This window comes from Bradyrhizobium japonicum USDA 6, from assembly GCF_000284375.1.
Classification (GTDB): domain Bacteria; phylum Pseudomonadota; class Alphaproteobacteria; order Rhizobiales; family Xanthobacteraceae; genus Bradyrhizobium; species Bradyrhizobium japonicum.
Genome location: NC_017249.1, coordinates 629,129 through 650,805 on the forward strand (window position 1 = coordinate 629,129; position 21,677 = coordinate 650,805).

Below are 21,677 nucleotides of genomic sequence, written 5' to 3' on the forward strand. Positions count from 1 at the left end.
TTTCTGTCCAGCGCAGGGAACGCTGGGGATAGTAAGAACTCGTTAAGGTCTCACCCTGCACACTTATCCGTCCATAGAGCCTTCCTCAAATCTAGAATCTTAGATTCTTAAGGTTTGAGTCTATGTGACCGTGAATTGGACTCACACAATTCCGTCCGCACGTTCACGCGCGCTTGTTCACATCCATCAACATATCCCTGACGCTTCCGGCGGCTTCCGATAAGTCGGCCAGCTTCAAAGGCTTGCGCGTTTCTGTCGGCATCTTATCAAAGGGGTTGTCCGCGCAATCCCGTTCCCCTCTCGGCAGGGCGCCGAACTTGTTCCGATGGGCAGTGGTGTGAAGAAAATTGGCACTTGTCCCGCCCCCGGTGTCGCGCAAGCCTTGCCGAGGGGTTAAGGTCCACAGAAATCCACAAACCACACCGCCTCCATACAAAGGGCTTTTGTGCCGACCTCGAACAATTATTTCCATCTCCACCTGGTCTCCGACTCCACCGGAGAGACGCTGATCACCGTCGCGCGCGCCGTCGCGGCGCAGTACGCCAACGTCACCCCGGTCGAGCATGTCTATCCCCTGGTGCGCAGCCAGAAGCAGCTCGACCGCGTGCTAGACGAGATCGAGGAGGCGCCGGGGATCGTGCTGTTCACGCTGCTGGAGAAGGATCTGGTCTCGAGGCTCGAGGACAAGTGCAAGCAGATCAACGTTCCGAGCCTGTCGATCATCGGGCCGGTGATGCAGTTGTTCGAAGCCTATCTCGGTGCCGCGACCACGGGCCGCGTCGGCGCCCAGCACGTCCTCAACGCGGAATATTTCAAGCGCATTGACGCGCTGAACTACACGATGATCCACGACGACGGCCAGCATGTCGAAGGCCTCGACGATGCCGACGTGGTGCTGGTTGGTGTCTCGCGCACCTCCAAGACACCGACGTCGATCTACCTGGCCAATCGCGGCATCCGCACCGCCAACGTGCCATTGGTTCCGGGCATTCCGGTGCCGTCACAATTGGAGACCTTGACGCGGCCGCTGGTGGTGAGCCTGCATGCGACGCCGGAACGCCTGATCCAGATCCGCCAGAACCGCCTGCTTTCCATGGGCGCGGAGTCCGGCAGCGAGACCTATACAGACAGGCAGTCGGTTACCGAGGAGGTCGCGTTCGCGCGCAAGCTGAGCGCCAAGCACGATTGGCCGCTGCTCGACGTCACGCGGCGATCGATCGAGGAAACCGCCGCGGCGATCATGAAGCTCTACAGCGACCGCCAGCGCAATCGGCCCACGGGATAGTTTCGGCGATGTCTCTCTGGCGCGGCGAAACTCCGTTGATACTGGCCTCGCAGAGCAGCGCGCGAAAGATGCTGCTGGCCAGTGCCGGACTGGAGTTCAAGGCGATTACGGCCGATCTCGACGAGCGCGGCATTCAGGCCGCCTCGAAGCTTTCAGACCCGCATGACATCGCCTTGCTGCTGGCGCGTGAGAAGGCCAAGGCGGTCTCGGCCAGTCATCCGGGGAGCTACGTGATCGGTGCCGACCAGACCCTGGCTCTCGGCGAGCGCCTCTTCAACAAGCCCGCAGGCCGCACACAGGCGATGGCGCAACTGCTCGATCTCGCCGGCAAAAGCCACGCGCTGAATTCCGCGGTGGCCGTGGCGCGAGATGCCAAGATCGTTTTCGAGGATGTTTCGGTGGCCCGCATGACCATGCGGCCGATGACCGAGACGGAGCTTTCAGCCTATCTCGACGCTGCCGGCGATGCGGTGACGACCAGCGTCGGCGCCTATCAGCTCGAAGGCCTCGGCAGCCATCTGTTCGAGCGCATCGAGGGTGACCATTTCACCATTCTCGGCCTGCCGCTGCTGCCGTTGCTTGCGTTCCTGCGGCGCGAACGGCTAGTTGCGGTGTGAATGACAGAGATGGCTGCGTGCTGATGCGGATCCTTGGACTGACCGGCTCGATCGGGATGGGAAAATCCACCACCGCGAAATTGTTCGCGGAGGCCGGCGTTCCCGTCTACGACGCCGATGCTGCCGTCCATCAACTCTACGAGGGTGAGGCCGCGCCCGCGATCGAGGCCGCCTTTCCCGGGACTACCGCGAACGGCAAGGTCGATCGCCCGAAACTGTCCGCGCGCGTCGTGCATGATCCGGCCGCGATCAAGCAGCTCGAGCAGATCGTTCATCCGATGCTGGGCGCCTCCCGGCAAAAATTCTTCGCCGATGCGGAAGCAGCCAAGGCGCCCGTCGTGGTCCTGGATATCCCGCTGCTGTTCGAAACCGGCGGCGAGAAACGCGTCGATGCCGTCGTCGTGGTGTCGACCTCGCCGGAACTCCAGCGCAAGCGTGTGCTGGAGCGCGGCACGATGGATGAGGCCAAGCTCGACGCGATCATTGCCAAGCAGACGCCGGATGCCGAGAAGCGCAGGCGGGCCGATTTCGTAGTGGATACGTCACACGGACTTGAACCCGTGCGCGCCCAAATCACGCACATTCTGGCCGAGGTCGTTAAGATGCCGCAGCGGCGAGCCTGATTCGCCGGTTCACACGGCCTCTTGATCATGCGTGAAATCGTTCTCGACACCGAAACCACCGGCCTCGATCCGCTCCGCGGCGATCGCCTGGTCGAAATCGGCTGCGTCGAGATTTTCAACCGCATGCCGACGGGCCAGACATATCACGTCTATATCAATCCCGAACGGGACATGCCGGCGGAAGCCTTTGCGGTGCACGGGCTGTCGGCTGAGTTCCTGTCGACCAAGCCGCTGTTCCACGAGGTCGTCGATGCGTTTCTGGAGTTCATCGGCGACGCGCCGCTGGTGATCCACAACGCTTCGTTCGACATCGGCTTCATCAACGCCGAGCTCGACAAGGTCAAACGCGTCGCGATCCCGCGCGAGCGGCTGGTCGATACGCTGCTGTTGGCGCGGCGTAAGCATCCGGGCGTGTCGAACCGGCTCGACGATCTCTGCTCGCGCTATTCGATCGACAATTCACACCGTACCAAGCACGGCGCGCTGCTCGACGCCGAACTCCTGGCCGAAGTTTATGTCGATCTGGTCGGGGCGCGGCAGTCGCAGTTGCTTCTCGCTTCGGAAGGCGAGGACATTCGCGTCAATGCGGCTGGCGATGCGCCGCGGCGGCAGCGGACCGTGCCGCTCGCGCCGCGGATTTCCGATGCCGAGCGCGAGGCCCATCGGGCCTTCATCGCAACGCTCGGCGACAAGGCGATCTGGAACGAGTTCCTGCCCGCTCCAGCCGCCTCTCCGCCTGGTCAGGCCTGACCGCTTGTCTGCTGAGCGGCCATTTGCCGCTCCATGTTTTGACGATAGAGACCGACGAAGTCGACCGGATCCAGCATCAGGGGCGGGAACCCGCCGTCGCGCACGGCGGTCGCGATGATCTCGCGGGCGAACGGGAACAGCAGACGCGGGCATTCGATCATGACCAGCGGATGCAGGTTCTCCTTCGGCACGTTGGTGATGCGGAACACGCCGGCATAGGCGAGTTCGAACGAGAACATGATCTTACCGGCGGTCTCGGCCTTGCCCTCGACCGACAGCGTCACCTCGAACTCGGTTTCGCTGAGATTGCTGGCGTTGACATTGATCTGGATGTTGATCTGGGGCGGCTGGCCCTGCTGTTGGAGCGAGGTCGGCGCGTTCGGATTCTCGAACGAAAGGTCCTTGATATATTGCGCCAGAACGTTGAGCTGGGGAGCCTGGGCCGCCTCGGGAGGGGTGCCGTTGCCGTTGGTCATGAGAGTCTCTCCTTACCCGATTGGGGCTGAATTTCGCGGCGGTTGGCTAACATAGGGCCGCCTCACTCCACAAGGACGAACGGTCCCGGATCGGGTATCCGGGCCGCGCCCGCAATTGTGACGTTCACCCGGCCCTCCTGACGAAATCGCGCGTTAAACGATTGAAGATGCGCGATTTCCGGGCAGGATCGGGTTTCCCCTTAAGCATAAAACGCGCTACACTCTGTGCTGTGCCAAAAGGCGCCATTGGCCGGGCAAGATTTCGTGCCTACATCCCGAGGACCAGACGCGCGGACCTAAATGGTGATGTAGACTTGCCGTTCCCGTATGGAACGGTCTACTGGCCGGATTGATTTTCCCGGCGACGACCCCGAGACGGCCCCTCTTAGCAAAGACCAGAAAGCGGATACCACGTGGACATCTACACCATCATCTTCCTGGCGCTGGCGGTCTTCATCTTTCTGAGACTGCGCAGCGTGCTGGGACAGCGGACGGGTAACGAGCGGCCGCCGTTCGACCGCACCGCCGCCCGCAATGCGCTGGGGGGTGCCCAGGACAAGAACGTCGTGACCATGCCGGGCAAGGTGATCGATCAGGCCCCGCTGGCGCCGACCGCCGAGCCGGCCCCGCCCTCCGACCGCTGGAAGGGCCTGACCGAGCCGGGCACCGCGCTCGCCCAGGGTCTCGACGCCATCGTCGACAAGGACTCCACCTTCGACCCACGCCATTTCATCTCGGGCGCCCGCGGCGCCTACGAGATGATCGTGCTGGCCTTTGCCAATGGCGACCGCCGCGCATTGCGCGACCTGCTGTCGTCGGAGGTCTATGACAGCTTCGACGCCGCCATCAAGGAACGCGAGAAGAACGAGCAGAAGACCGAGACGCGTTTCGTCTCGATCGACAAGGCCGAGCTCGTCGGCGCCGAGCTGCGCGACCGCACGGCTCAGCTCACCATACGATTCGTCTCGCAGATGATCTCGGCCACCCGCGACAAGAGCGGCAATATCGTCGACGGTAGTGCGGACACGGTCGCCGACATCACCGACATCTGGACCTTCGCCCGCGATATCACCTCTCGCGATCCAAACTGGAAGCTGGTTGGCACCGGAAGCGCGAATTAAGACTTTCCTGAAGAACAGCGCGACGGCGCTTTGCGCGGGTGCCGTCGTGCTGTCGTCGTTTTCGCTCGGCGCCGAGGCGGCGCGGCGTCACTATCGCAGCCATCATCATCATCTCCCGGCACTTGCCGCCGCACCACCGCGCGCCTTGCCCTATCCGCAACTCCCTTTGCCGTTCGAAATCCCCGGTGCGCAATATCTGCCGCTGACCTGGGCGGACGTGAAAGGCTGGAGCGACGACGACCATCTGGCCGCCTACAAGACGTTCCGCGCGAGTTGCCGGACGATCAACGCGCAGACCGGTGCGGCCGAACCGAAGGCGCTTGGCGGCTCGCTGAGCGAGCCCTGCCGGGCCGCCAAGTCGCTCGAGCTCACCGACGACGCCAAAGCCAGGACCTTCTTCGAGCAGAATTTTGCGCCGCTGCGGATCTCGCGCCTCGGCGAGCCCGACGGTTTCGTCACCGGCTATTACGAGCCGGTGCTGGAGGGATCGCGGACCCAGACCGAAATCTACAACGTTCCGGTCTATCGCAGACCCTCGAACCTGTTCGTGCGCGGCTACAAGCAGGACTCGGTCAGCCTGCCCAACAAGGGCCCGGTCTATCGCAAGATCGGCCGCCGCAAGCTGGTCCCCTATTACGATCGCGGCGAGATCGAGGACGGCAAGATCGCCGGTCGCGGGCTGGAGATCGCCTGGCTGAAGGACCCGACCGATCTGTTGTTCGCCCAGATCCAGGGCTCGGCGCGGATCAAGTTCGACGACGGCGGCACGGTCCGGCTGAATTACGACGCCTATAACGGCTATCCCTACACGGCCGTCGGCCGTGTCCTGATCGAGCGCGGCATCATTCCGAAGGAGGAGATGTCGATGCAGAAGATCAGGGAGTGGATGGCGCAGAACCCCGAGGGCGCCAAGGATCTGCGCCGCCAGAACCGCTCCTACATCTTCTTCCGCGAGGTCAACTTGTCCGACAAGGAAGAGGCGGTGGGTGCGCAGGGCATTCCGCTGACCGCCGGCCGCTCGATCGCGGTCGACAAGGCGCTGCACGTCTACGGCACGCCGTTCTTCATCGAGGGCGAGCTGCCGATCGATTCCGAGCGCTCCAAGACGCCGTTCCACCGGCTGATGATCGCGCAGGACACCGGCTCGGCCATCATCGGCCCCGCGCGCGCCGATCTCTATTTCGGCGCCGGCGCGGATGCCGGCCGCGTCTCGGGACGGCTGCGCCATCCCATGCACTTCGTCATGTTGGTACCGAAGGGCCTCGATCCCACGGCGCGCGCCGCGAAGTTGCCGGTGCCGGATCCGCGTCCCTCGGAGAAGATCGCAAAGCTGTTTCCGCAGATCGATCCTGCCAAGGATTCCGCCAAGGATCAGACCAAGCCGGCGGCGCCAGCCGCAGCCGTGGCACAAGGTAAAGGTGAGACAGTCGCCGTTGCCAATCCGGTCCCATTACCGGTGCCGCGTCCCCTGATAGAGCCCGTTGAGGAGCCCCGGCGGCCGGTCAAGAATCGTCCCCATCGACAGCAATGAAGCGATCGTCCCGTCCGCCCGTGCTGGAGCCTCGTCCCTCGCCGCGCCGCCGTGCGCTGAGCGAGGAGGAGCGCGCGCTGTGGGATGCGGTCGCAAAACAGGTCAAGCCGCTGCGGAAGCATCGCGTGGCAAAGACACACGCCCCGCCGCGCACCGAGCCTTCACCGGCAGCGCCGGCCACGCGATCTGCGCCATCGCCACGGCCGATCGCTGCCGCGCCGGCTGTGCGCGTGGCAAAGCCGCCGATGCCGCCGCTGGCACCGCTGGGCAAGCGCGAGCGCACAAAATTGTCGCGCGGCCGCAGCGAGATCGAGGCGCGGCTCGATCTGCACGGCATGACCCAGATACGCGCCCATCGGGCCCTGACCGGCTTCCTGCACCGCGCCCATCACGACGGCCTGACCTTCGTGCTCGTCATCACCGGCAAGGGACGCAGCGGCGGCGAAAGCGGCGTGCTCCGCCGCCAGGTGCCGGAATGGCTGAGCCTGCCGGAGTTCCGCGCCTTCGTCGTCGGCTTCGAGGAGGCGCATATCGGCCATGGCGGCGAGGGCGCGCTCTATGTGCGGATACGCCGGGCGAGGTATTAGAACGGCCGGACGATTCCGACGCGCGGGATCAATGTGAGGATCAGGCCGAAGATATTTGTCTTCCGATCCTCCGACGCGATCAGCGGTGCATTGTATTTGGCCGGCAGCATCTTCACCGCGTGCAGGATCAGGAACAGGCAGACCGCCCAGTTCGAGATCCAGCGCGAATAGTCGAACACCATCGCGAACATCACGAGATAGGCGAGGCTGATGCCGATCAGCGCCGCGACGACGAGGCGCCGGTGCAGGTCGTTCGCGAGCGCGCCGATCAGGCCGGCAAAATAGTGCCAGAGTGGCGTGTGCAGCCAGATCAGCAGGGCAAACACCGGCACGCCGAGGATGTTGTGGGGCAGGCGGCCCCAGGTATCCGAAACCTCCTTCGCCAGCGGCTGGTACCAGATGTAGGCGAATTGCAGCAGGTCGGTCCGCGCCGGATCAGCCATCCGGGTCTTCAGATACGCGACGAAATCCGCTTCCGGGATCGGCATCGTTCCCAAAAATTGCGCCGCGAAGAACAGCGCGCTCACGCCAAGCAATGCCACCAAACCGAACGCAACATTCGCTCTGGTGGTGCCATGCGCGAGGTAGTGCCTGATCACGACGATGGTGATGATCGTCGGCACGTACATCAGCAGATGAATGTGGTGGATCAGCACGAGGACGATCGAGAACAGCGCGGCCGTTGCGACGAACAGCAAGGAGCCGGCCGGCATCAGCAGCAGGATCAGCGCGAGCGCGCAGCCATAGATGTCGAAATGGCCGAGCGTGTGCATGAAGTTCTTCAGAAAGAACGGCGAGCCCGTGATGAAGACGAACAGCGGCAGCGTCTTCGCGGTGAAGCCGAACGTCTTCTGAAATAATCTGGTGTACAGCCCCAGCGTCACCAGCCATGTCGCCCCGCCGAGCGCGAACACCAGCCAGACCGGCACCTTGTCCGTGAACAGCGCGACGATCGCCCCGATCAGCGCGCGCTTGATGAATCCGAAATGATAGTCGACGAGGAGATGAATATAGGGGACGTAAGGCGGCAGCTGTATCTTGTGGACGAACACGCCGGCGACGACCGCCGCGTTGATCGCGAGCAGGAGACGCCAGGGATTTTGCTGAATCTGGGCGATCACGCCGCACCCGAACTGACGCGATCTACCTCCGCCGTCGTCCCGGACCAGCGAGCGCAGATCCGGAACCCATAACCACGGGAAGTCGTTCGAGCCGGGATCGTGGTCGCCATCTGTTTCAACAAGAGCCGCTGGTGGTTAAGGGTCCCTGCTTTCGCAGGGACGACAGCGGCATCCATAGCGCGGCAGCGTCGAATTACAAAATGAACCGGCTCAGATCCGCGTTCTTGGCGAGATCGCCGACGTGCTTCTTCACGAAATCCGCATCGACCTTGACGGTCTCGCCGCTGCGGTCGGGGGCGGTGAAGGAGATTTCGTCAAGCACCCGTTCCATCACCGTCTGGAGCCGCCGCGCGCCGATGTTCTCGACAGTGGAATTGACGGCGACCGCGACGTCGGCGAGCGCGTCGATGGCGTCGGCGGTGATGTCGAGCGTCACGCCCTCGGTCTGCAGCAACGCGACATATTGCTTGATCAGCGAGGCCTCGGGCTCGGTCAGGATGCGGCGCATGTCGTCGCGGGTCAGGGCCTGCAGTTCGACGCGGATCGGCAGGCGGCCCTGCAATTCGGGCAACAGGTCGGACGGCTTCGCGACGTGGAAGGCGCCGGACGCGATGAACAGGATGTGATCGGTCTTCACCGCACCGTGCTTGGTCGAGACTGTGGTGCCTTCGATCAACGGCAACAGGTCACGCTGCACGCCCTCGCGCGAGACGTCGCCGCCGACCCGGCCGTCGCGCGCGCAGATCTTGTCGATCTCGTCCAGGAACACGATGCCGTTGTTCTCGACCGCGCTGATCGCCTCCAGCGTGAGCTGGTCGGTGTCCAGCAGCTTGTCGGACTCTTCATTGACGAGGATCTCGTGCGAGTTCTCGACCGTCAGGCGCCGCGTCTTGCTGCGGCCGCCCAGCTTGCCGAAGATGTCGCCGAGCGAGACAGCGCCCATCTGCGCGCCAGGCATGCCCGGGATCTCGAACATCGGCATGCCGCCGCCCGAGGATTGCGTCTCGATCTCGATTTCCTTGTCGTTGAGCTCGCCGGCGCGCAGCTTCTTGCGGAACGATTCGCGCGTTGCCTGACTGGAATTGGCGCCGACCAGCGCGTCGAGCACGCGCTCCTCGGCAGCCAGTTGCGCGCGCGCCTGCACGTCCTTGCGCTTGCGCTCGCGTACCTGGGCGATCGCGACCTCGACGAGATCGCGCACGATCTGCTCGACGTCGCGGCCGACATAGCCGACCTCGGTGAATTTCGTCGCTTCCACCTTCAGGAACGGCGCGTTCGCGAGCTTGGCGAGCCGTCGCGCGATCTCCGTCTTGCCGACGCCGGTGGGGCCGATCATCAAGATATTCTTCGGGAGTACCTCTTCGCGCAAGGAGCCGGAGAGCTGCTGCCGGCGCCAGCGATTGCGCAGCGCGATCGAGACGGCGCGCTTGGCATCGGCCTGGCCGACGATGAAACGGTCGAGTTCGGAGACGATTTCGCGGGGGGAGAAGTCTGTCATGGGACCTTAGCTAGGATCAGATGCGGGTCGGGACAAGCCGCATTTTACGTCAGATGATGGGCGGACCCGATTGCCATTGTTTCACGGCTTCGATCGGATGGATCAGCATCAGGATATTGAGCGTCAGATTGTCGCGAATGTGAAGCGCCAGCATGATTTCGAAGGCAAGGCCGAGCAGGACGGTCACGGGTACAGGCAGCACGCGCGCGGCGAGGAACCCCAGCATCATGAACAGCGTGTCCGAGACCGAATTGACGATGCTGTCGCCGTAATAATCCAGTGAGATCGTGCCGGCGCGGTAGCGCTCGATGATGAAGGGCGAGTTCTCGACGATCTCCCAGGCGCCTTCGATCAGCATCGCGATGATCAGCCGCGCCGGCCAGGATAAACTTGGAAGAGACAGCCGCATCGATGGCAGGCGCGCGAACAGCAGCCAGGTCAATCCGTAGAACAGGAAGCCGTGCAGGACGTGCGAGAAGCTGTACCAGTCGGCGATCTGCTGCGAATTCTCCGAGCTGTTCACCACGCCGTGCCACAGCTTGATGGTGCCGCAAGTGCAGATCGGCACCCGCCCCATCGCGAACAGGATCGAGGCCTGCAGCGCCAACAGCAGCAGTGCGATGCCGACCCAGGCGAATGGCGGTACGGCGACCTTGCTCTCGTGCGTGCTGGTCAGCGTCACGGCTCGCGCACCATCAGCAGCGCCGTCCCGTCCGGCGTCTCGACCATGCGGTCGCGAACGAAGCCGGCCTTCTCATAGGCGCGCAAGGCGCGTGCGTTGAGCGGATCGGGATCGGTGACGATGCGCGGCAGGCCCTGCCGCAACTGGCCATCGACGAACTGGCGGATGAACGCGGAGCCGTGGCCGCGCGCGATCATGTCGCTTTCGCCGATGAACTGGTCGATCCCACGGGTGCCCTCCGGTTGCGGCCCAAAGCCGGTATTCCAGGCTGTCAGGCGATAGCATTGAAGATAGCCGAACGGGTGGGTGCCAGCCAACACGATGAACTGGTCCATCGCGGGCTCATCGAGATCGCCGCTCACCAGCGCAAACTGCCCGTCCGGATCGCCCCACCATTCCCGCACATGCGCCTCGCCCAGCCACCGCCGGATCAGCGGCAAATCGGCCGTGCGCATCGGGCGGAAGGTGTAGGCGGGCGCCATGTCCTGTCCGGTCTGGCCTAGCCGGTCGCCAGGCTTTCGATGGTCAGATTGCGGTTGGTGTAGACGCAGATGTCGGCGGCGATATCGAGGGAGCGGCGGACGATGGTCTCGGCATCCTTGTCGGTGTCGAGCAAGGCCCGCGCGGCGGCCAGGGCGTAATTGCCCCCGGAGCCGATCGCCATGACCCCGGCCTCGGGCTCCAGCACGTCGCCGGTGCCTGTCAGCACCAGCGAGACATCCTTGTCGGCCACGATCATCATGGCCTCCAGCCGCCGCAGATAGCGGTCGGTCCGCCAGTCCTTGGCGAGCTCGACCGCAGCCCGGGTCAGCTGCCCCGGATACTGCTCGAGCTTGGATTCCAGCCGTTCAAAGAGCGTGAAAGCGTCGGCCGTGGCGCCGGCAAAGCCGCCGATGACGTCGCCCTTGCCGAGTTTTCGCACCTTCTTGGCGTTGGACTTGATCACGGTCTGGCCGATCGAGACCTGGCCGTCGCCGCCGACCACCACCTTGCCGCCCTTGCGGACCGTCAAAATCGTGGTGCCGTGCCAGCCCGGCGCGCTGTTCTGGGAATCCTGCATCAAATACCTCGTTGTCGGACTTGATTTAGGCGGTCGGGACCGACCGTACAACGGGCCGGTCCGGGCCCATTTCACTCACCATAGGCAGAAGTAGAGCCCCGGCCAGCCGTTCCCGCAGTAGCGAAGGCGTCATTTGGCTGTTAAAAGACCGCCGTTTTCGGTCCAAAAGAGCATGATCCGGAAGAGTCGGTACCGGTTTTCCGACAAGATCATGCTCAAAGTCAAAATGGAAACCGCTTTTCAATGCGCACCGCGACGATCAAGCGCAAGACCAAGGAAACCGACATCGAGGTCACCGTGAACCTCGATGGCACCGGCGTGGCCAATATCGCGACCGGCATCGGCTTTTTCGACCATATGCTCGATCTCCTCGCCCGCCATTCCCGCATCGACCTTACGGTCAAGGCGGTTGGCGATTTGCACATTGATCATCACCATACCACCGAAGACACCGGCATCGCGCTCGGCCAGGCGGTCAAGCAGGCGCTCGGCAACATGGCGGGCATCACCCGCTATGCCGGTGTGCACATGCCCATGGACGAGACGCTGTCGCGCGTGGTCATCGACATCTCGGGCCGTCCGTTCCTGGTGTTCAAGGCCGACTTCCCCCGCGACAAGATCGGCGAGTTCGATACCGAGCTGGTGCGCGAGTGGTTCCAGGCCTTCGCCATGAACGCCGGCGTGACTCTCCACGTCGAGACCCTATATGGCGATAACAGCCACCATATCGCCGAGTCCTGCTTCAAGGGCCTGGCGCGGGCGCTGCGCACTGCCGTCGCGATCGATCCGAAGGCCGTGGGCGAAATTCCGTCCACCAAGGGCTCGCTCGGCGGCTGACGTCTTTCGGCCCGCGGCACGCGCCGCTTGCGGTATCACTGAATTCCTAGGAACGGGGCATCACCATGCCTGTCTACACAGTTCATGCTCCCTCCCCTGCCGGAGCCGATCTGCGCGCGACCGACAAGTTCGTCTTCGTGCGCGACGGCTTTCATTTCTGGGCGATGGTTTTGGGCCCGTTCTGGCTGCTCTGGAACAGGCTCTGGCTGGCGCTGATCGGCTGGGTGATTTTCCTGGCTGCCTTCGATGCGGGGCTGCATAGCCTCGGCGTCGGCCGCAGCTCGATCTTCCTGGCCAATATGATCGTCGCGGTGCTGATGGGTTTCGAGGCCTCGAGCCTGCGCCGCTGGACGCTGTCGCGCGGCAAGTGGCGCCAGCTCGACGTCGTCATCTCCGACGACGAGGACACCGCCGAGCGGCGGTTCTTCGAGCGCTGGAGCCAGAAGCAGCGCGGCATCGTCAACGATCAATGGGCCGTCGATCGCGGCGGCCCGCCGCCAACCCGCAACGTGCCGGGTCAGCAATTCTCAAATCCGCCACCGCTGCCGTCGGGCGGCATCATTGGATTGTTTCCGGAACCGGGAGGGTCAAGATGAGCGTCGCCATCATCGATTACGGTTCAGGCAATCTGCATTCCGCCGCCAAGGCGTTCGAGCGCGCCGCACGCAGCCTGGAGATTCCGCAAAAGGTCTTCGTCACCAGCGATCCGGATCAGGCCTACGGCGCCGACCGTCTGGTGCTGCCGGGCGTCGGCGCCTTCGCCGATTGCCGGCGCGGGCTCGATGCCGTCAACGGCATGGTCGAGGCAATCACCGAAGCGGTGCGCGTCAAGGCACGGCCCTTCTTCGGCATTTGCGTCGGCATGCAGCTGATGGCGAGCCGCGGCAAGGAACATGTCATCACCGAGGGCCTGAACTGGGTCGGCGGCGACGTCGAGAAGATCACGCCGCGCGACGAGAGCCTGAAGATCCCGCACATGGGCTGGAATACGCTCGACCTGCTGCAGGAGCATCCGGTGCTGAACAAGCTGCCGCTCGGCCCCAAGGGCCAGCACGCCTATTTCGTGCACTCCTACCACCTCAACGCCGCCAACGAAGCGGATGTGCTCGCGCGCGCCGACTACGGTGGACCCGTCACCGCGATCGTCGCGAAGGACACCGCCATCGGCACCCAATTCCACCCCGAGAAGAGCCAGCGTTTCGGCCTGGCCCTGATCTCGAACTTTTTGCGATGGAAACCGTGATTCTCTTTCCCGCGATCGACCTCAAGAACGGCCAGTGCGTGCGCCTCGAGCAAGGCGACATGGCGCGCGCGACCGTGTTCAACCTCAATCCCGCCGCGCAGGCGCAGAGCTTTGTCGAACAGGGCTTCGAGTATCTCCACGTCGTCGATCTCGACGGCGCCTTTGCCGGCAAGCCGGTGAATGCGCAGGCGGTCGAGGCGATGCTCAAGACGATCAAGATCCCGGTGCAGCTCGGCGGCGGCATTCGCGATCTCGCGACCGTCGAAGCCTGGCTCGACAAGGGCATCACGCGCGTCATCATAGGCACCGCCGCGGTGCGCGACCCTGAACTGGTGAAGGCGGCTGCAAGGAAATTCCCCGGCCGCGTCGCAGTCGGGCTTGATGCCCGCGACGGCAAGGTCGCCGTCGAAGGCTGGGCCGAGACCTCGCAGGTGACGGTGCTGGAGATCGCAAAGCGTTTCGAGGATGCCGGCGTCGCCGCCATCATCTTCACCGACATCGCGCGCGACGGCCTGCTCAAGGGTCTCAATCTCGATGCGACCATCGCGCTGGCGGATGCGATCTCGATTCCCGTGATCGCCTCCGGCGGCCTCGCCTCGATCGAGGACGTCAAGGCGATGCTGACGCCGCGCGCCAGGAAGCTCGCCGGCGCGATCGCCGGCCGCGCGCTTTACGATGGCCGGCTCGATCCCGCCGCCGCCCTCACCTTGATCCGCAACGCGCGCGCCGCCTAGGAGCTGACACATGTTCAAGGTGCGCGTGATCCCCTGCCTCGACGTCAAGGACGGCCGGGTCGTCAAGGGCGTCAACTTCGTCGACCTGCGCGATGCCGGCGATCCCGTCGAAGCCGCGATCGCCTATGACGCCGCCGGTGCCGACGAGCTCACCTTCCTCGACATCACCGCGACCCACGAGAACCGCGGCATCATGCTGGACGTGGTCCGGCGTACGGCGGAGGCCTGCTTCATGCCCGTGACCGTCGGTGGCGGCGTGCGCAAGGTTGACGACATCAAGACGCTGCTGCGCGCCGGCGCCGACAAGGTCTCGATCAACAGCGCGGCGGTGTCGCGCCGCGAGTTCGTCAAGGAAGCCGCCGAGAAATTCGGCGAACAGTGCGTGGTGGTCGCGATCGACGCCAAGCGGGTCAAGCGTCCGGGCGGCGACCGCTGGGAGATCTTCACCCATGGCGGGCGCAACTCGACCGGCATCGATGCCGTCGAATACGCCCAGGAAGTGGTCTCGCTCGGTGCTGGTGAAATCCTGCTCACCTCCATGGACCGCGACGGCACCCGGCAGGGCTTCGACATCCCGCTGACCCGGGCGATCGCCGACAGCGTTCCCGTTCCCGTGATCGCCTCCGGCGGCGTCGGCAATCTCGATCATCTCGTCGACGGTATCCGCGACGGCCACGCCACGGCTGTGCTGGCCGCCTCGATCTTCCATTTCGGGGAATTCACCATCCGCGAAGCCAAGGAGCACATGGCCCGGCGCGGACTGGCCATGCGCCTCGATGCCTGACGACTCCCGTTCATAGAAATGCTACACAGGCCTGCGGGGAATGGCCTCCGTGGCCTTGTGTGTTGTTCGAGTAATTCCGATGTCGCGTTTCACGATCCACGATCTGGCCGACACCATCGACGCCCGCGCGGCGGCCGGCGGCGAGGCGTCCTATACCCGCAAGCTCCTGGACAGGGGCGCCGAGCATTGCGCCAAGAAGTTCGGCGAGGAGGCAGTCGAAACCGTAATCGCAGCAGTCGAAAACGATCGCGCGCATCTGATCGCTGAAAGTGCCGACCTGCTCTATCACTTCCTTGTGCTGCTCAAGGCCCGCGGCGTAAAGCTGGAGGAGGTCGAGGCCGCGCTGGACAAGCGGACGAATATGTCCGGATTGGAAGAAAAAGCGTCCCGCAAGGGTTAGTAGATCCCAACGGAAAGGTCGCGTCATGGATATCCGCGCACCCGAGCAGCAGTATAATCCGTACCGCGTCTATACGCGCGAACAGTGGTCGCGACTGCGCGACGACACGCCGATGACGCTGGAGCCCGGCGAGTTCGACCGGCTGCGCTCGCTGCACGATCGCCTGGACTTGCAGGAGGTCGAGGACATCTACCTGCCGCTGTCGCGCCTCCTGTCGATCTATGTCGATGCGATGCAGCGCCTGTATTACGCGGAGCGCCAGTTCCTCAACATCCGCGACCGCAAGATGCCCTACATCATCGGCGTCGCCGGTTCGGTCGCGGTCGGAAAATCCACCACGGCCCGCGTGCTTCAGGCACTGCTGGCGCGCTGGTCGCCGCGTCCGAAGGTCGAACTGATCACCACCGACGGATTTCTGTATCCTAACGCCGTGCTCGAGCGGCAGGGCATCATGCAGAAGAAGGGTTTTCCGGAGAGCTACGACCTGCCGCTGCTGCTCAGCTTCCTCTCCGACATCAAGGCCGGCCGCCGCCATGTGCGCGCGCCGGTCTATTCGCATCTGACCTACGACATCGTGCCGAACCAGTGGGCCGAGATCGACCAGCCCGACATCCTGATCGTCGAGGGCGTCAACGTGCTGCAAACCGGCAAGCTGCCGCGCGACGGCAAGGCGGTGCCCGTGGTCTCCGACTTCTTCGACTTCTCGGTCTATATCGACGCCGACGAGGCGGCGCTGCGGCAATGGTACATCAAGCGCTTCCTGGCGCTGCGTGACACCGCGTTCACCAATCCAAAATCCTACTTCAACCGCTACGCGCTGTTGTCGGACGAGGAAGCCACCGCCACCGCGATCGCGATCTGGGAACGCACCAACCTCGCCAATCTCGAGGACAACATCCTGCCGACCCGCCCCCGCGCGACGCTGATCCTGAAGAAGGGTGCCGACCACATCGTGGCGAGCGTGGCGCTGCGACGGCTGTAGGCCGCGGTGCCGTAGGGTGGGCAAAGGCGCGCTCTTCGCGTCGTGCCCACCATCCACCGGCACTATCGGACATGATGGTGGGCACGCTGCGCTTTGCCCACCTTACGACCTTGGTGTTTGGCGCACGCCTGCAGCCACATCGTCATTGCCAGCGCAGCGAAGCAATCAAGAATCTTTCCGCGACGGGATTCTGGATTGCTTCGTCGCAAGGGCTCCTCGCAATGACGGAGGGGAGACCTTCCTATACCGCCAGATGCCGCGCCGCGGCCAGCCCGGCCAGCGCCTCGTCCAGCTTGTCGCGGTCGAGCGGCTTGATCAGAAACCCGTTCATGCCGGCCTCGAAACAGGCATAGCGATCCTCCACCAGCGTATTGGCGGTGAGCGCGAGGATCGGCGTGTGGTGGCCGCCTTTTGCGGCCTCATGCGTGCGGATGCGTTTCGTCGCCTCGATGCCGTCGAGCTGCGGCATCTGGATGTCCATCAGCACGAGATCGTAGGGCGTGCCGGCGGATGACGCCGCGAGCCAGGATTCCAGCGCCGCCTCGCCGTGAACCGCGATGACGACGCGGTGGCCGAGCTTGGTCAGCAGCGAGCGCATCAGCAGCGCGTTGATCTCGTTGTCCTCGGCGACGAGGATCGACAGGCCCGTTGCCGCTGCGACGCCGGCGGGGGAGGCGGCTGGCGGCTCCGGCGCCAGTTCGGGCGAGGCGACCTCCGGCGTCAGCGCGAGACGCGCCGCGAGCGAAGCCGCACGCACCGGCTTGATCAGAAAGCCGGTGAATGACGCTGGAAATTTCTCGTGGCGCGAGCTCGACGTCAGCAGCACCAGCCGCTGCGCCGTATGCTTGCGCGCGGCCTCGCCGAGACGGTCGGCGATGGCGGCGCCGATCGCACGATCGACCAGGACCGCATGCCATGAGCGCTCAGGCAGCAGCGCCTCTGCGACGGCGTTATCCGAGACGAGGCAGGTCTGGCCGCCCCAGCGCTCCAGCCGCCGCGCGATCAGCGAGGCCTCGATGCCGTCGGCGATCAGGAGGATCGACTTGCCGGTGAGATCAGGGCTCGGGAACGCCGTCTGTCCCGCGCCGGATTGCGATGGCGCAAGCGGGATCGCGACCTCGAAGGTCGAGCCCTTGCCCGGCTCGCTCTCCAGGGTGATGCGGCCGCCCATGCGCTTGACGATGCGCTCGCTGATGGCAAGGCCGAGCCCGGTGCCGCCATAGGTGCGTGCGACGCGCTCGTCGGCCTGCTCAAACTCGCGGAAGATGCGCGTTCGCGCCTCGGGTGCGATGCCGATGCCGGTGTCGCGCACCAGAAAACTGATCTCGTTCGGCCATATGCCGGGTTCGACGATCAGCGCGACGCCGCCGGTCGCGGTGAACTTGATGGCGTTGCCGGCGAGGTTGAGCAGCACCTGGCGCAACCGCGCGGCATCGCCGACGACCTCGAGCGGCAGGCGCTCGTCGACATAGGCGGCGATCTCGAGCGTCTTTGCCTGCGCGCGCGGCGCGAGCAGCTCGATGATTTCCTCGATCATGGTCGAGAGCGCGAACGGGCGCTGGTCGAGATCGAGCTTGCCGGCCTCGATCTTGGAATAGTCGAGCAGTTCCTCGATCAGCGCCATCAGCGCTTCGCCGGAGGTTTTCACCGCCCTGGCATAGGTCGTCTGCTCCGGCGTCAGCGTGGTGTCGAGCAACAGGCCGCCCATGCCGATGATGCCGTTGAGTGGCGTGCGGATCTCATGCGAGGCCATTGCCAGGAAGCGCGACTTGGCGCGGTTGGCGGCATCGGCCTGGTCGCGCGCGTCCGACAGCGCGCGCTCGGTCTCGGTGCGATCGGTGACGTCGCGTCCGACGCTCTGCAGTTCGGCGGGCTGGCCGGCATCGAGACGGACATAGCCCTCTCGCCAGGCGATCCAGCGCGCGCCGTGCGGGGTGGTGATCCTCTGGTCGTGAATGCGCGTGCCGTTGCTTTCGCGGGCACTGTCGCCCTGCTCGAGGACGTCGAAATCGAAACGCGTGCCGATCAGCACGTTGCGCGCCTGTCCTGCGAGCGCGCAATAGGCGTCATTGGCGAAGGTGATGCGGCCCTGGTGGTCGCGCAGCACGATCAGGTCGCCCTGCTGTTCGAACAGGCTGCGCGCGCGCTCTTCCGCTTCCTTCAGTTCCCAATTGCGGTCGATCAGCGTCTCGTTGTGGGCGGCGAGCTTGCGCATCCGCTTGTTGACGAAGCGCAGCCGCATGCTGAGCGTGGCGAGGCCGAGGCAGGCGAGCGCGAACAGGAAGCTCGCGCCGACGGCAAACGTATTGGGATCGTAGCCGGAGTTCTCGGAGCGGCTGCCGGAGACGAAGCCATAGGCGCCGCCGAACGTCGCCGAGAAGATCATGAAGGAGCGGATCGCGAACGCGATGCGGGGATGCTGTCGCCTGAAGCGGCGCATGCGCACCTTGATCCGGAATGTCCGATCCATCGCCATTGACCCCGACTCTTGCTCCGAAACCCGCGTCGCCAATTGCGACGATGTCTCGCCGACCTTGCGAACAGCTTGAGGCCCTGGTTCGGCCTCCAAACAGGGTTGACGAGGTGTTAACGGCCTGGAGCATGATCCGGACCCGAAGGGCCGCGTTAGCGCAAAGTGTGTAGCGGTTTTCCGGAAAGATCATGCGCAAACAAGAACCTGAAGCGCGATGATGATCTCATCGCGCTTCAGAGCGAGGCGGCCTGGAGCGGGAGCGGGCGGTGGCCGCCATTGGCGCCGACGATCAGCGCCGCGGCCTCGCGCTGCGAAAAGGTCTTCGAGCGCACATAGATGCGGTAATCGGCCGGCCCGTCGGTGGACAGGTAAATCACCGGACCGCCGTCGACCGGCTCCGCGGCAATCGTGACGAGGCGCGTCGCCGGATTGGCCTGACAGGAATCCGTTTCCGAGCCGAGACCGTCGTCCACGACCGCGAAGTCCGCCGCGTCCGGATCGTCGGTGATCTGAACCCGCACCGTGGCCCGCGACAGATCGTCGGTGAAGGCGACATGGACGCCGGCCGTCCAGAACAGGGATGTCAGCTCGACTGAAGTCTCGCCCAGCGCGATGCAGGGATGCGAGACCGATCCGATCTCGCCGCGGGCGAACACCGCGGCCGCCAGCAGGGGAACAACCGAGGCCAGGATCTTGAAACGCAACATGACACTCTACTCGCCCGGCCCTGTGTGGACTCGTACTGGGAACGCTTGGGCCTTATGGTTTGCAGAGCGTAAAGGAAACTCGTTACCGCCGGGTTGATGCGCGGAATGATCAGGCCATCTGCCGCACATCCTCCGCGAGTGCGCGGTAGGACAGCGCCTCGGCGAGATGCAGCCGGCCGATTTTCTCCGCGCCATCGAGATCGGCGAGCGTGCGCGCCACCCGCAGCACGCGGTGATAGCCGCGCGCCGAGAGCCGCATGGTCTCGGCGGCGTCGCGCAGCAATTTGGCGCCTTGCGCATCCGGCTTGGCGATGTCTTCCAACACCGAGGCCGGTGCCTCGGCATTGGTGCGAACACGCGGCAGGCCTGCATCCGCGTAACGCGCGAGCTGGATGTCGCGCGCGGCGGCCACGCGCGCGGCGACTTCCGCCGAGCCTTCCGTCGGCGGCGGCAGGATCAGATCGGCTGCGGTCACCGCGGGAACCTCGATGCGCAAATCGATGCGGTCCATCAGCGGACCGGAGATGCGCGCCTGGTAGTCGCCGGTGCAGCGGTCGACGCGGCCGCGCTTGCAGGCATAGCCGGGCTCGAACGCATTGCCGCAGCGGCACGGATTCATCGCCGCGATCAGCATGAAACGCGCAGGATAGGTCACGCGATGATTGGCGCGGGAGACGGAGACCTCGCCGTTCTCCAGCGGCTGGCGCAGCGAATCAGCACGCGCGGATCGAATTCGGGCAGCTCGTCGAGGAACAGCACGCCCTGATGCGCAAGCGAGATCTCGCCGGGTTTTGCGCGCATGCCGCCGCCGGTGAGCGCGGCCATGCTGGCGGAGTGATGCGGCGAACGGAACGGCCGCCGCGCGGTCAACGCGCCGCCCTCGATCTCGCCGGCGACGGAGGCGATCATGGAGACTTCGAGCAATTCGCCCGGCGACAGCGGCGGCAGGATCGAGGGCAGGCGTGCCGCCAGCATCGACTTGCCGGCACCGGGCGCGCCGATCATGAGCAGATGATGTCCGCCGGCGGCCGCGATCTCCAGCGCGCGCTTGGCGCTCTCCTGGCCCTTGATGTCGCGCAGGTCGAGCGGGGAGGCGGCGACCTCGTGCACGCGCGGTGTGGGCCGCGACAGCACCTGCGTGCCCTTGAAATGATTGGCGATCTGAATCAGCGATTGTGCCGCGATGATCTGGATGTCCGGGCTCGCCCACGCCGCTTCCGAGCCGCAGGCCGCCGGACAGATCAAGCCTTCCTCGCGCACATTGGCGCCGATCGCGGCGGGAAGCACGCCGGCCACCGGCGCGATCGAGCCGTCGAGGCCGAGCTCGCCGAGAACGGTAAAACCGGTCAGCGCATCCGGCGGGATCGCGCCGATTGCGGCCATCAGCCCGAGCGCGATCGGCAGGTCGTAATGGCTGCCCTCCTTGGGCAGGTCGGCGGGCGCCAGATTGACGATGATCCGCCGCGCCGGCAGCGCCAGGCCCGAGGCGATCAGCGCAGAGCGGACGCGCTCCCGTGCCTCCGACACCGCCTTGTCCGGCAGGCCGACGATGGCAAAGGCCGGCAGGCCGGGCGCGACCTGGACCTGCACGTCGACCGCGCGGGCCTCGATCCCCTCAAAGGCGACGGTAGAAACCCGCTGAACCATGCCCGAACCAGCCTGCCCTCTCGCACAATTAGGGGTAGCAGAGCCGGATCTTTCTTGCAAGAACAATACAAGAACATTCCTGAGGGCCCGGAAAACCCTAACCGGTCGTGAACATCACGCAGACACTAAGCCTCGAATGCGAGCGGCTCTCATCAGCACATCCCAACGAATGTTCGCTACTCCTAGAGCTGCGGGATGGGCCGTGGTCTAACGGGTGAACAGTTCAAATGCTTGCAAATCGCCGGAGAAGCGAACGCCGGGTGTGCACACGGCTTGCCAAGATTCACTTTGGCGCGGGATCGCTGCCGCGAGACTGCACCATCACGGATATCTCGGATGGCGGGGTGAAAGTGGTGGCGGAGTTTCTGGAAGTGCCGCCGCAATTCACCATCATCTTTGCGCCCGATTATTCCCGCCAATGCCGCCTGCGCTGGCGCATCGGCTGCGAATTCGGCGCCGAGTTCACCGATTGAGCCGGACGGGCCGGGTTCCTTAACTCGACTTTAGCGTTAATCGGTA

The 21,677-nt window shown here is 64.6% G+C and carries 23 protein-coding genes and 1 pseudogene; 15 read left to right on the forward strand and 9 right to left on the reverse strand.

From position 1 onward, the window contains the following. Positions 1–445 precede the first annotated feature (445 nt). From BJ6T_RS02940 to dnaQ, 4 genes are read left to right on the forward strand one after another with little or no spacing between them, the layout of a single operon-like run. Positions 446–1,285: a pyruvate, water dikinase regulatory protein gene (locus BJ6T_RS02940; protein ID WP_014490795.1), complete on the forward strand. Its 840-nt coding sequence runs from the start codon at positions 446–448 to the stop codon at positions 1,283–1,285. An 8-nt stretch (positions 1,286–1,293) separates the two neighbouring features. Next, positions 1,294–1,902, forward strand: coding sequence for a Maf family protein (locus BJ6T_RS02945; RefSeq protein WP_014490796.1), 609 nt, complete (start codon positions 1,294–1,296; stop codon positions 1,900–1,902). Between the two features lie 23 nt (positions 1,903–1,925). Then, a complete protein-coding gene (gene coaE / locus BJ6T_RS02950) occupies positions 1,926–2,525 on the forward strand; it encodes a dephospho-CoA kinase (RefSeq protein WP_028169701.1) in 600 nt (199 codons plus the stop codon). Between the two features lie 27 nt (positions 2,526–2,552). After that, positions 2,553–3,275: a DNA polymerase III subunit epsilon gene (gene dnaQ, locus BJ6T_RS02955; protein ID WP_014490798.1), complete on the forward strand. Its 723-nt coding sequence runs from the start codon at positions 2,553–2,555 to the stop codon at positions 3,273–3,275. Here the strand turns inward: dnaQ and secB are convergent. Beyond that, a complete protein-coding gene (secB, locus tag BJ6T_RS02960; protein WP_014490799.1) occupies positions 3,266–3,751 on the reverse strand; it encodes a protein-export chaperone SecB in 486 nt (161 codons plus the stop codon). The genes dnaQ and secB overlap by 10 nt on opposite strands. 413 nt (positions 3,752–4,164) lie before the next feature. Here secB and BJ6T_RS02965 point away from each other — a divergent pair, with 413 nt between their 5' ends. The 3 genes from BJ6T_RS02965 to BJ6T_RS02975 are packed head-to-tail and all read left to right on the forward strand — an operon-like array spanning position 4,165 to position 6,990. After that, entirely contained in the window at positions 4,165–4,872 is a 708-nt protein-coding gene (locus tag BJ6T_RS02965) for a Tim44/TimA family putative adaptor protein (protein ID WP_014490800.1), read from the forward strand. Beyond that, entirely contained in the window at positions 4,850–6,403 is a 1,554-nt protein-coding gene (mltA, locus tag BJ6T_RS02970; protein WP_014490801.1) for a murein transglycosylase A, read from the forward strand. Before BJ6T_RS02965 ends, mltA begins: the two co-directional genes overlap by 23 nt. Continuing rightward, a complete protein-coding gene (locus BJ6T_RS02975; protein ID WP_014490802.1) occupies positions 6,400–6,990 on the forward strand; it encodes a Smr/MutS family protein in 591 nt (196 codons plus the stop codon). Before mltA ends, BJ6T_RS02975 begins: the two co-directional genes overlap by 4 nt. Here BJ6T_RS02975 and BJ6T_RS02980 read toward each other — a convergent pair. The 5 genes from BJ6T_RS02980 to hslV all read right to left on the reverse strand — a co-directional run bounded on the left by BJ6T_RS02980 (position 6,987) and on the right by hslV (position 11,351). Next, positions 6,987–8,111: a hypothetical protein gene (locus tag BJ6T_RS02980; protein ID WP_014490803.1), complete on the reverse strand. Its 1,125-nt coding sequence runs from the start codon at positions 8,109–8,111 to the stop codon at positions 6,987–6,989. The two genes, BJ6T_RS02975 and BJ6T_RS02980, sit on opposite strands and share 4 nt — an antisense overlap. 193 nt (positions 8,112–8,304) lie before the next feature. Continuing rightward, on the reverse strand, positions 8,305–9,609 hold the full coding sequence (gene hslU / locus BJ6T_RS02985; protein WP_014490804.1) for an ATP-dependent protease ATPase subunit HslU: 1,305 nt from the start codon (positions 9,607–9,609) through the stop codon (positions 8,305–8,307). Between the two features lie 49 nt (positions 9,610–9,658). Further along, positions 9,659–10,291, reverse strand: coding sequence for a DUF2585 domain-containing protein (locus tag BJ6T_RS02990; RefSeq protein ID WP_014490805.1), 633 nt, complete (start codon positions 10,289–10,291; stop codon positions 9,659–9,661). Beyond that, positions 10,288–10,773 (reverse strand): GNAT family N-acetyltransferase, encoded by a 486-nt coding sequence (locus BJ6T_RS02995; RefSeq protein WP_014490806.1) that lies wholly within the window; start codon positions 10,771–10,773, stop codon positions 10,288–10,290. The genes BJ6T_RS02990 and BJ6T_RS02995 overlap by 4 nt, the downstream gene beginning before the upstream one ends. A 17-nt stretch (positions 10,774–10,790) precedes the next feature. Continuing rightward, on the reverse strand, positions 10,791–11,351 hold the full coding sequence (gene hslV, locus BJ6T_RS03000) for an ATP-dependent protease subunit HslV (RefSeq protein WP_014490807.1): 561 nt from the start codon (positions 11,349–11,351) through the stop codon (positions 10,791–10,793). Positions 11,352–11,594: 243 nt separating this feature from the next. Between hslV and hisB the strand changes: the two genes are divergently transcribed. The 7 genes from hisB to coaA all read left to right on the forward strand — a co-directional run bounded on the left by hisB (position 11,595) and on the right by coaA (position 16,331). After that, positions 11,595–12,188 (forward strand): imidazoleglycerol-phosphate dehydratase HisB, encoded by a 594-nt coding sequence (gene hisB / locus BJ6T_RS03005; protein WP_014490808.1) that lies wholly within the window; start codon positions 11,595–11,597, stop codon positions 12,186–12,188. A 65-nt stretch (positions 12,189–12,253) separates the two neighbouring features. Continuing rightward, complete coding sequence (locus BJ6T_RS03010) at positions 12,254–12,784, forward strand: DUF2628 domain-containing protein (RefSeq protein ID WP_014490809.1); 531 nt, start codon at positions 12,254–12,256, stop codon at positions 12,782–12,784. Further along, positions 12,781–13,431 (forward strand): imidazole glycerol phosphate synthase subunit HisH, encoded by a 651-nt coding sequence (gene hisH / locus BJ6T_RS03015; RefSeq protein WP_014490810.1) that lies wholly within the window; start codon positions 12,781–12,783, stop codon positions 13,429–13,431. The genes BJ6T_RS03010 and hisH overlap by 4 nt, the downstream gene beginning before the upstream one ends. Further along, complete coding sequence (gene hisA / locus BJ6T_RS03020; RefSeq protein ID WP_028169702.1) at positions 13,428–14,165, forward strand: 1-(5-phosphoribosyl)-5-[(5-phosphoribosylamino)methylideneamino]imidazole-4-carboxamide isomerase; 738 nt, start codon at positions 13,428–13,430, stop codon at positions 14,163–14,165. Before hisH ends, hisA begins: the two co-directional genes overlap by 4 nt. 10 nt (positions 14,166–14,175) lie before the next feature. Then, positions 14,176–14,949 (forward strand): imidazole glycerol phosphate synthase subunit HisF, encoded by a 774-nt coding sequence (hisF, locus tag BJ6T_RS03025; RefSeq protein ID WP_014490812.1) that lies wholly within the window; start codon positions 14,176–14,178, stop codon positions 14,947–14,949. A 79-nt stretch (positions 14,950–15,028) separates the two neighbouring features. Further along, a complete protein-coding gene (locus BJ6T_RS03030; protein WP_014490813.1) occupies positions 15,029–15,349 on the forward strand; it encodes a phosphoribosyl-ATP diphosphatase in 321 nt (106 codons plus the stop codon). A gap of 25 nt (positions 15,350–15,374) precedes the next feature. Then, the gene (gene coaA, locus BJ6T_RS03035; RefSeq protein WP_014490814.1) at positions 15,375–16,331 is read left to right on the forward strand and encodes a type I pantothenate kinase; all 957 of its coding nucleotides are present in this window, start codon (positions 15,375–15,377) and stop codon (positions 16,329–16,331) included. 241 nt (positions 16,332–16,572) lie between these two features. On the opposite strand, the gene BJ6T_RS03040 is transcribed toward coaA, so the two are convergent. From BJ6T_RS03040 to BJ6T_RS03050, 3 genes and pseudogenes are all read right to left on the reverse strand, one after another. Beyond that, the gene (locus BJ6T_RS03040; RefSeq protein ID WP_014490815.1) at positions 16,573–18,807 is read right to left on the reverse strand and encodes a PAS domain-containing hybrid sensor histidine kinase/response regulator; all 2,235 of its coding nucleotides are present in this window, start codon (positions 18,805–18,807) and stop codon (positions 16,573–16,575) included. A 230-nt stretch (positions 18,808–19,037) separates the two neighbouring features. Further along, entirely contained in the window at positions 19,038–19,511 is a 474-nt protein-coding gene (locus tag BJ6T_RS03045) for a hypothetical protein (RefSeq protein WP_014490816.1), read from the reverse strand. Positions 19,512–19,620: 109 nt separating this feature from the next. Next, positions 19,621–21,158 (reverse strand): annotated as a pseudogene (locus BJ6T_RS03050) (YifB family Mg chelatase-like AAA ATPase). A gap of 227 nt (positions 21,159–21,385) precedes the next feature. On the opposite strand from BJ6T_RS03050, the gene BJ6T_RS03055 reads away from it, so the two are divergent. Then, entirely contained in the window at positions 21,386–21,631 is a 246-nt protein-coding gene (locus BJ6T_RS03055) for a PilZ domain-containing protein (protein ID WP_027534981.1), read from the forward strand. The last annotated feature ends 46 nt before the right edge of the window (positions 21,632–21,677 follow it).

Coding starts and splice junctions, on each gene's coding strand:
- hslV (WP_014490807.1), bottom strand. CDS start 11,351: ATGCAGGATTCCCAGAACAGCGCGCCGGGCTGGCACGGCACCACGATT.
- BJ6T_RS02975 (WP_014490802.1), top strand. CDS start 6,400: ATGAAGCGATCGTCCCGTCCGCCCGTGCTGGAGCCTCGTCCCTCGCCG.
- hisF (WP_014490812.1), top strand. CDS start 14,176: ATGTTCAAGGTGCGCGTGATCCCCTGCCTCGACGTCAAGGACGGCCGG.
- coaA (WP_014490814.1), top strand. CDS start 15,375: ATGGATATCCGCGCACCCGAGCAGCAGTATAATCCGTACCGCGTCTAT.
- coaE (WP_028169701.1), top strand. CDS start 1,926: ATGCGGATCCTTGGACTGACCGGCTCGATCGGGATGGGAAAATCCACC.
- BJ6T_RS02995 (WP_014490806.1), bottom strand. CDS start 10,773: ATGGCGCCCGCCTACACCTTCCGCCCGATGCGCACGGCCGATTTGCCG.
- BJ6T_RS03040 (WP_014490815.1), bottom strand. CDS start 18,807: ATGGCGATGGATCGGACATTCCGGATCAAGGTGCGCATGCGCCGCTTC.
- hisB (WP_014490808.1), top strand. CDS start 11,595: ATGCGCACCGCGACGATCAAGCGCAAGACCAAGGAAACCGACATCGAG.
- hslU (WP_014490804.1), bottom strand. CDS start 9,609: ATGACAGACTTCTCCCCCCGCGAAATCGTCTCCGAACTCGACCGTTTC.
- BJ6T_RS03010 (WP_014490809.1), top strand. CDS start 12,254: ATGCCTGTCTACACAGTTCATGCTCCCTCCCCTGCCGGAGCCGATCTG.
- dnaQ (WP_014490798.1), top strand. CDS start 2,553: ATGCGTGAAATCGTTCTCGACACCGAAACCACCGGCCTCGATCCGCTC.
- BJ6T_RS03055 (WP_027534981.1), top strand. CDS start 21,386: ATGCTTGCAAATCGCCGGAGAAGCGAACGCCGGGTGTGCACACGGCTT.
- hisH (WP_014490810.1), top strand. CDS start 12,781: ATGAGCGTCGCCATCATCGATTACGGTTCAGGCAATCTGCATTCCGCC.
- BJ6T_RS02945 (WP_014490796.1), top strand. CDS start 1,294: ATGTCTCTCTGGCGCGGCGAAACTCCGTTGATACTGGCCTCGCAGAGC.
- BJ6T_RS03045 (WP_014490816.1), bottom strand. CDS start 19,511: ATGTTGCGTTTCAAGATCCTGGCCTCGGTTGTTCCCCTGCTGGCGGCC.
- secB (WP_014490799.1), bottom strand. CDS start 3,751: ATGACCAACGGCAACGGCACCCCTCCCGAGGCGGCCCAGGCTCCCCAG.
- BJ6T_RS03030 (WP_014490813.1), top strand. CDS start 15,029: ATGTCGCGTTTCACGATCCACGATCTGGCCGACACCATCGACGCCCGC.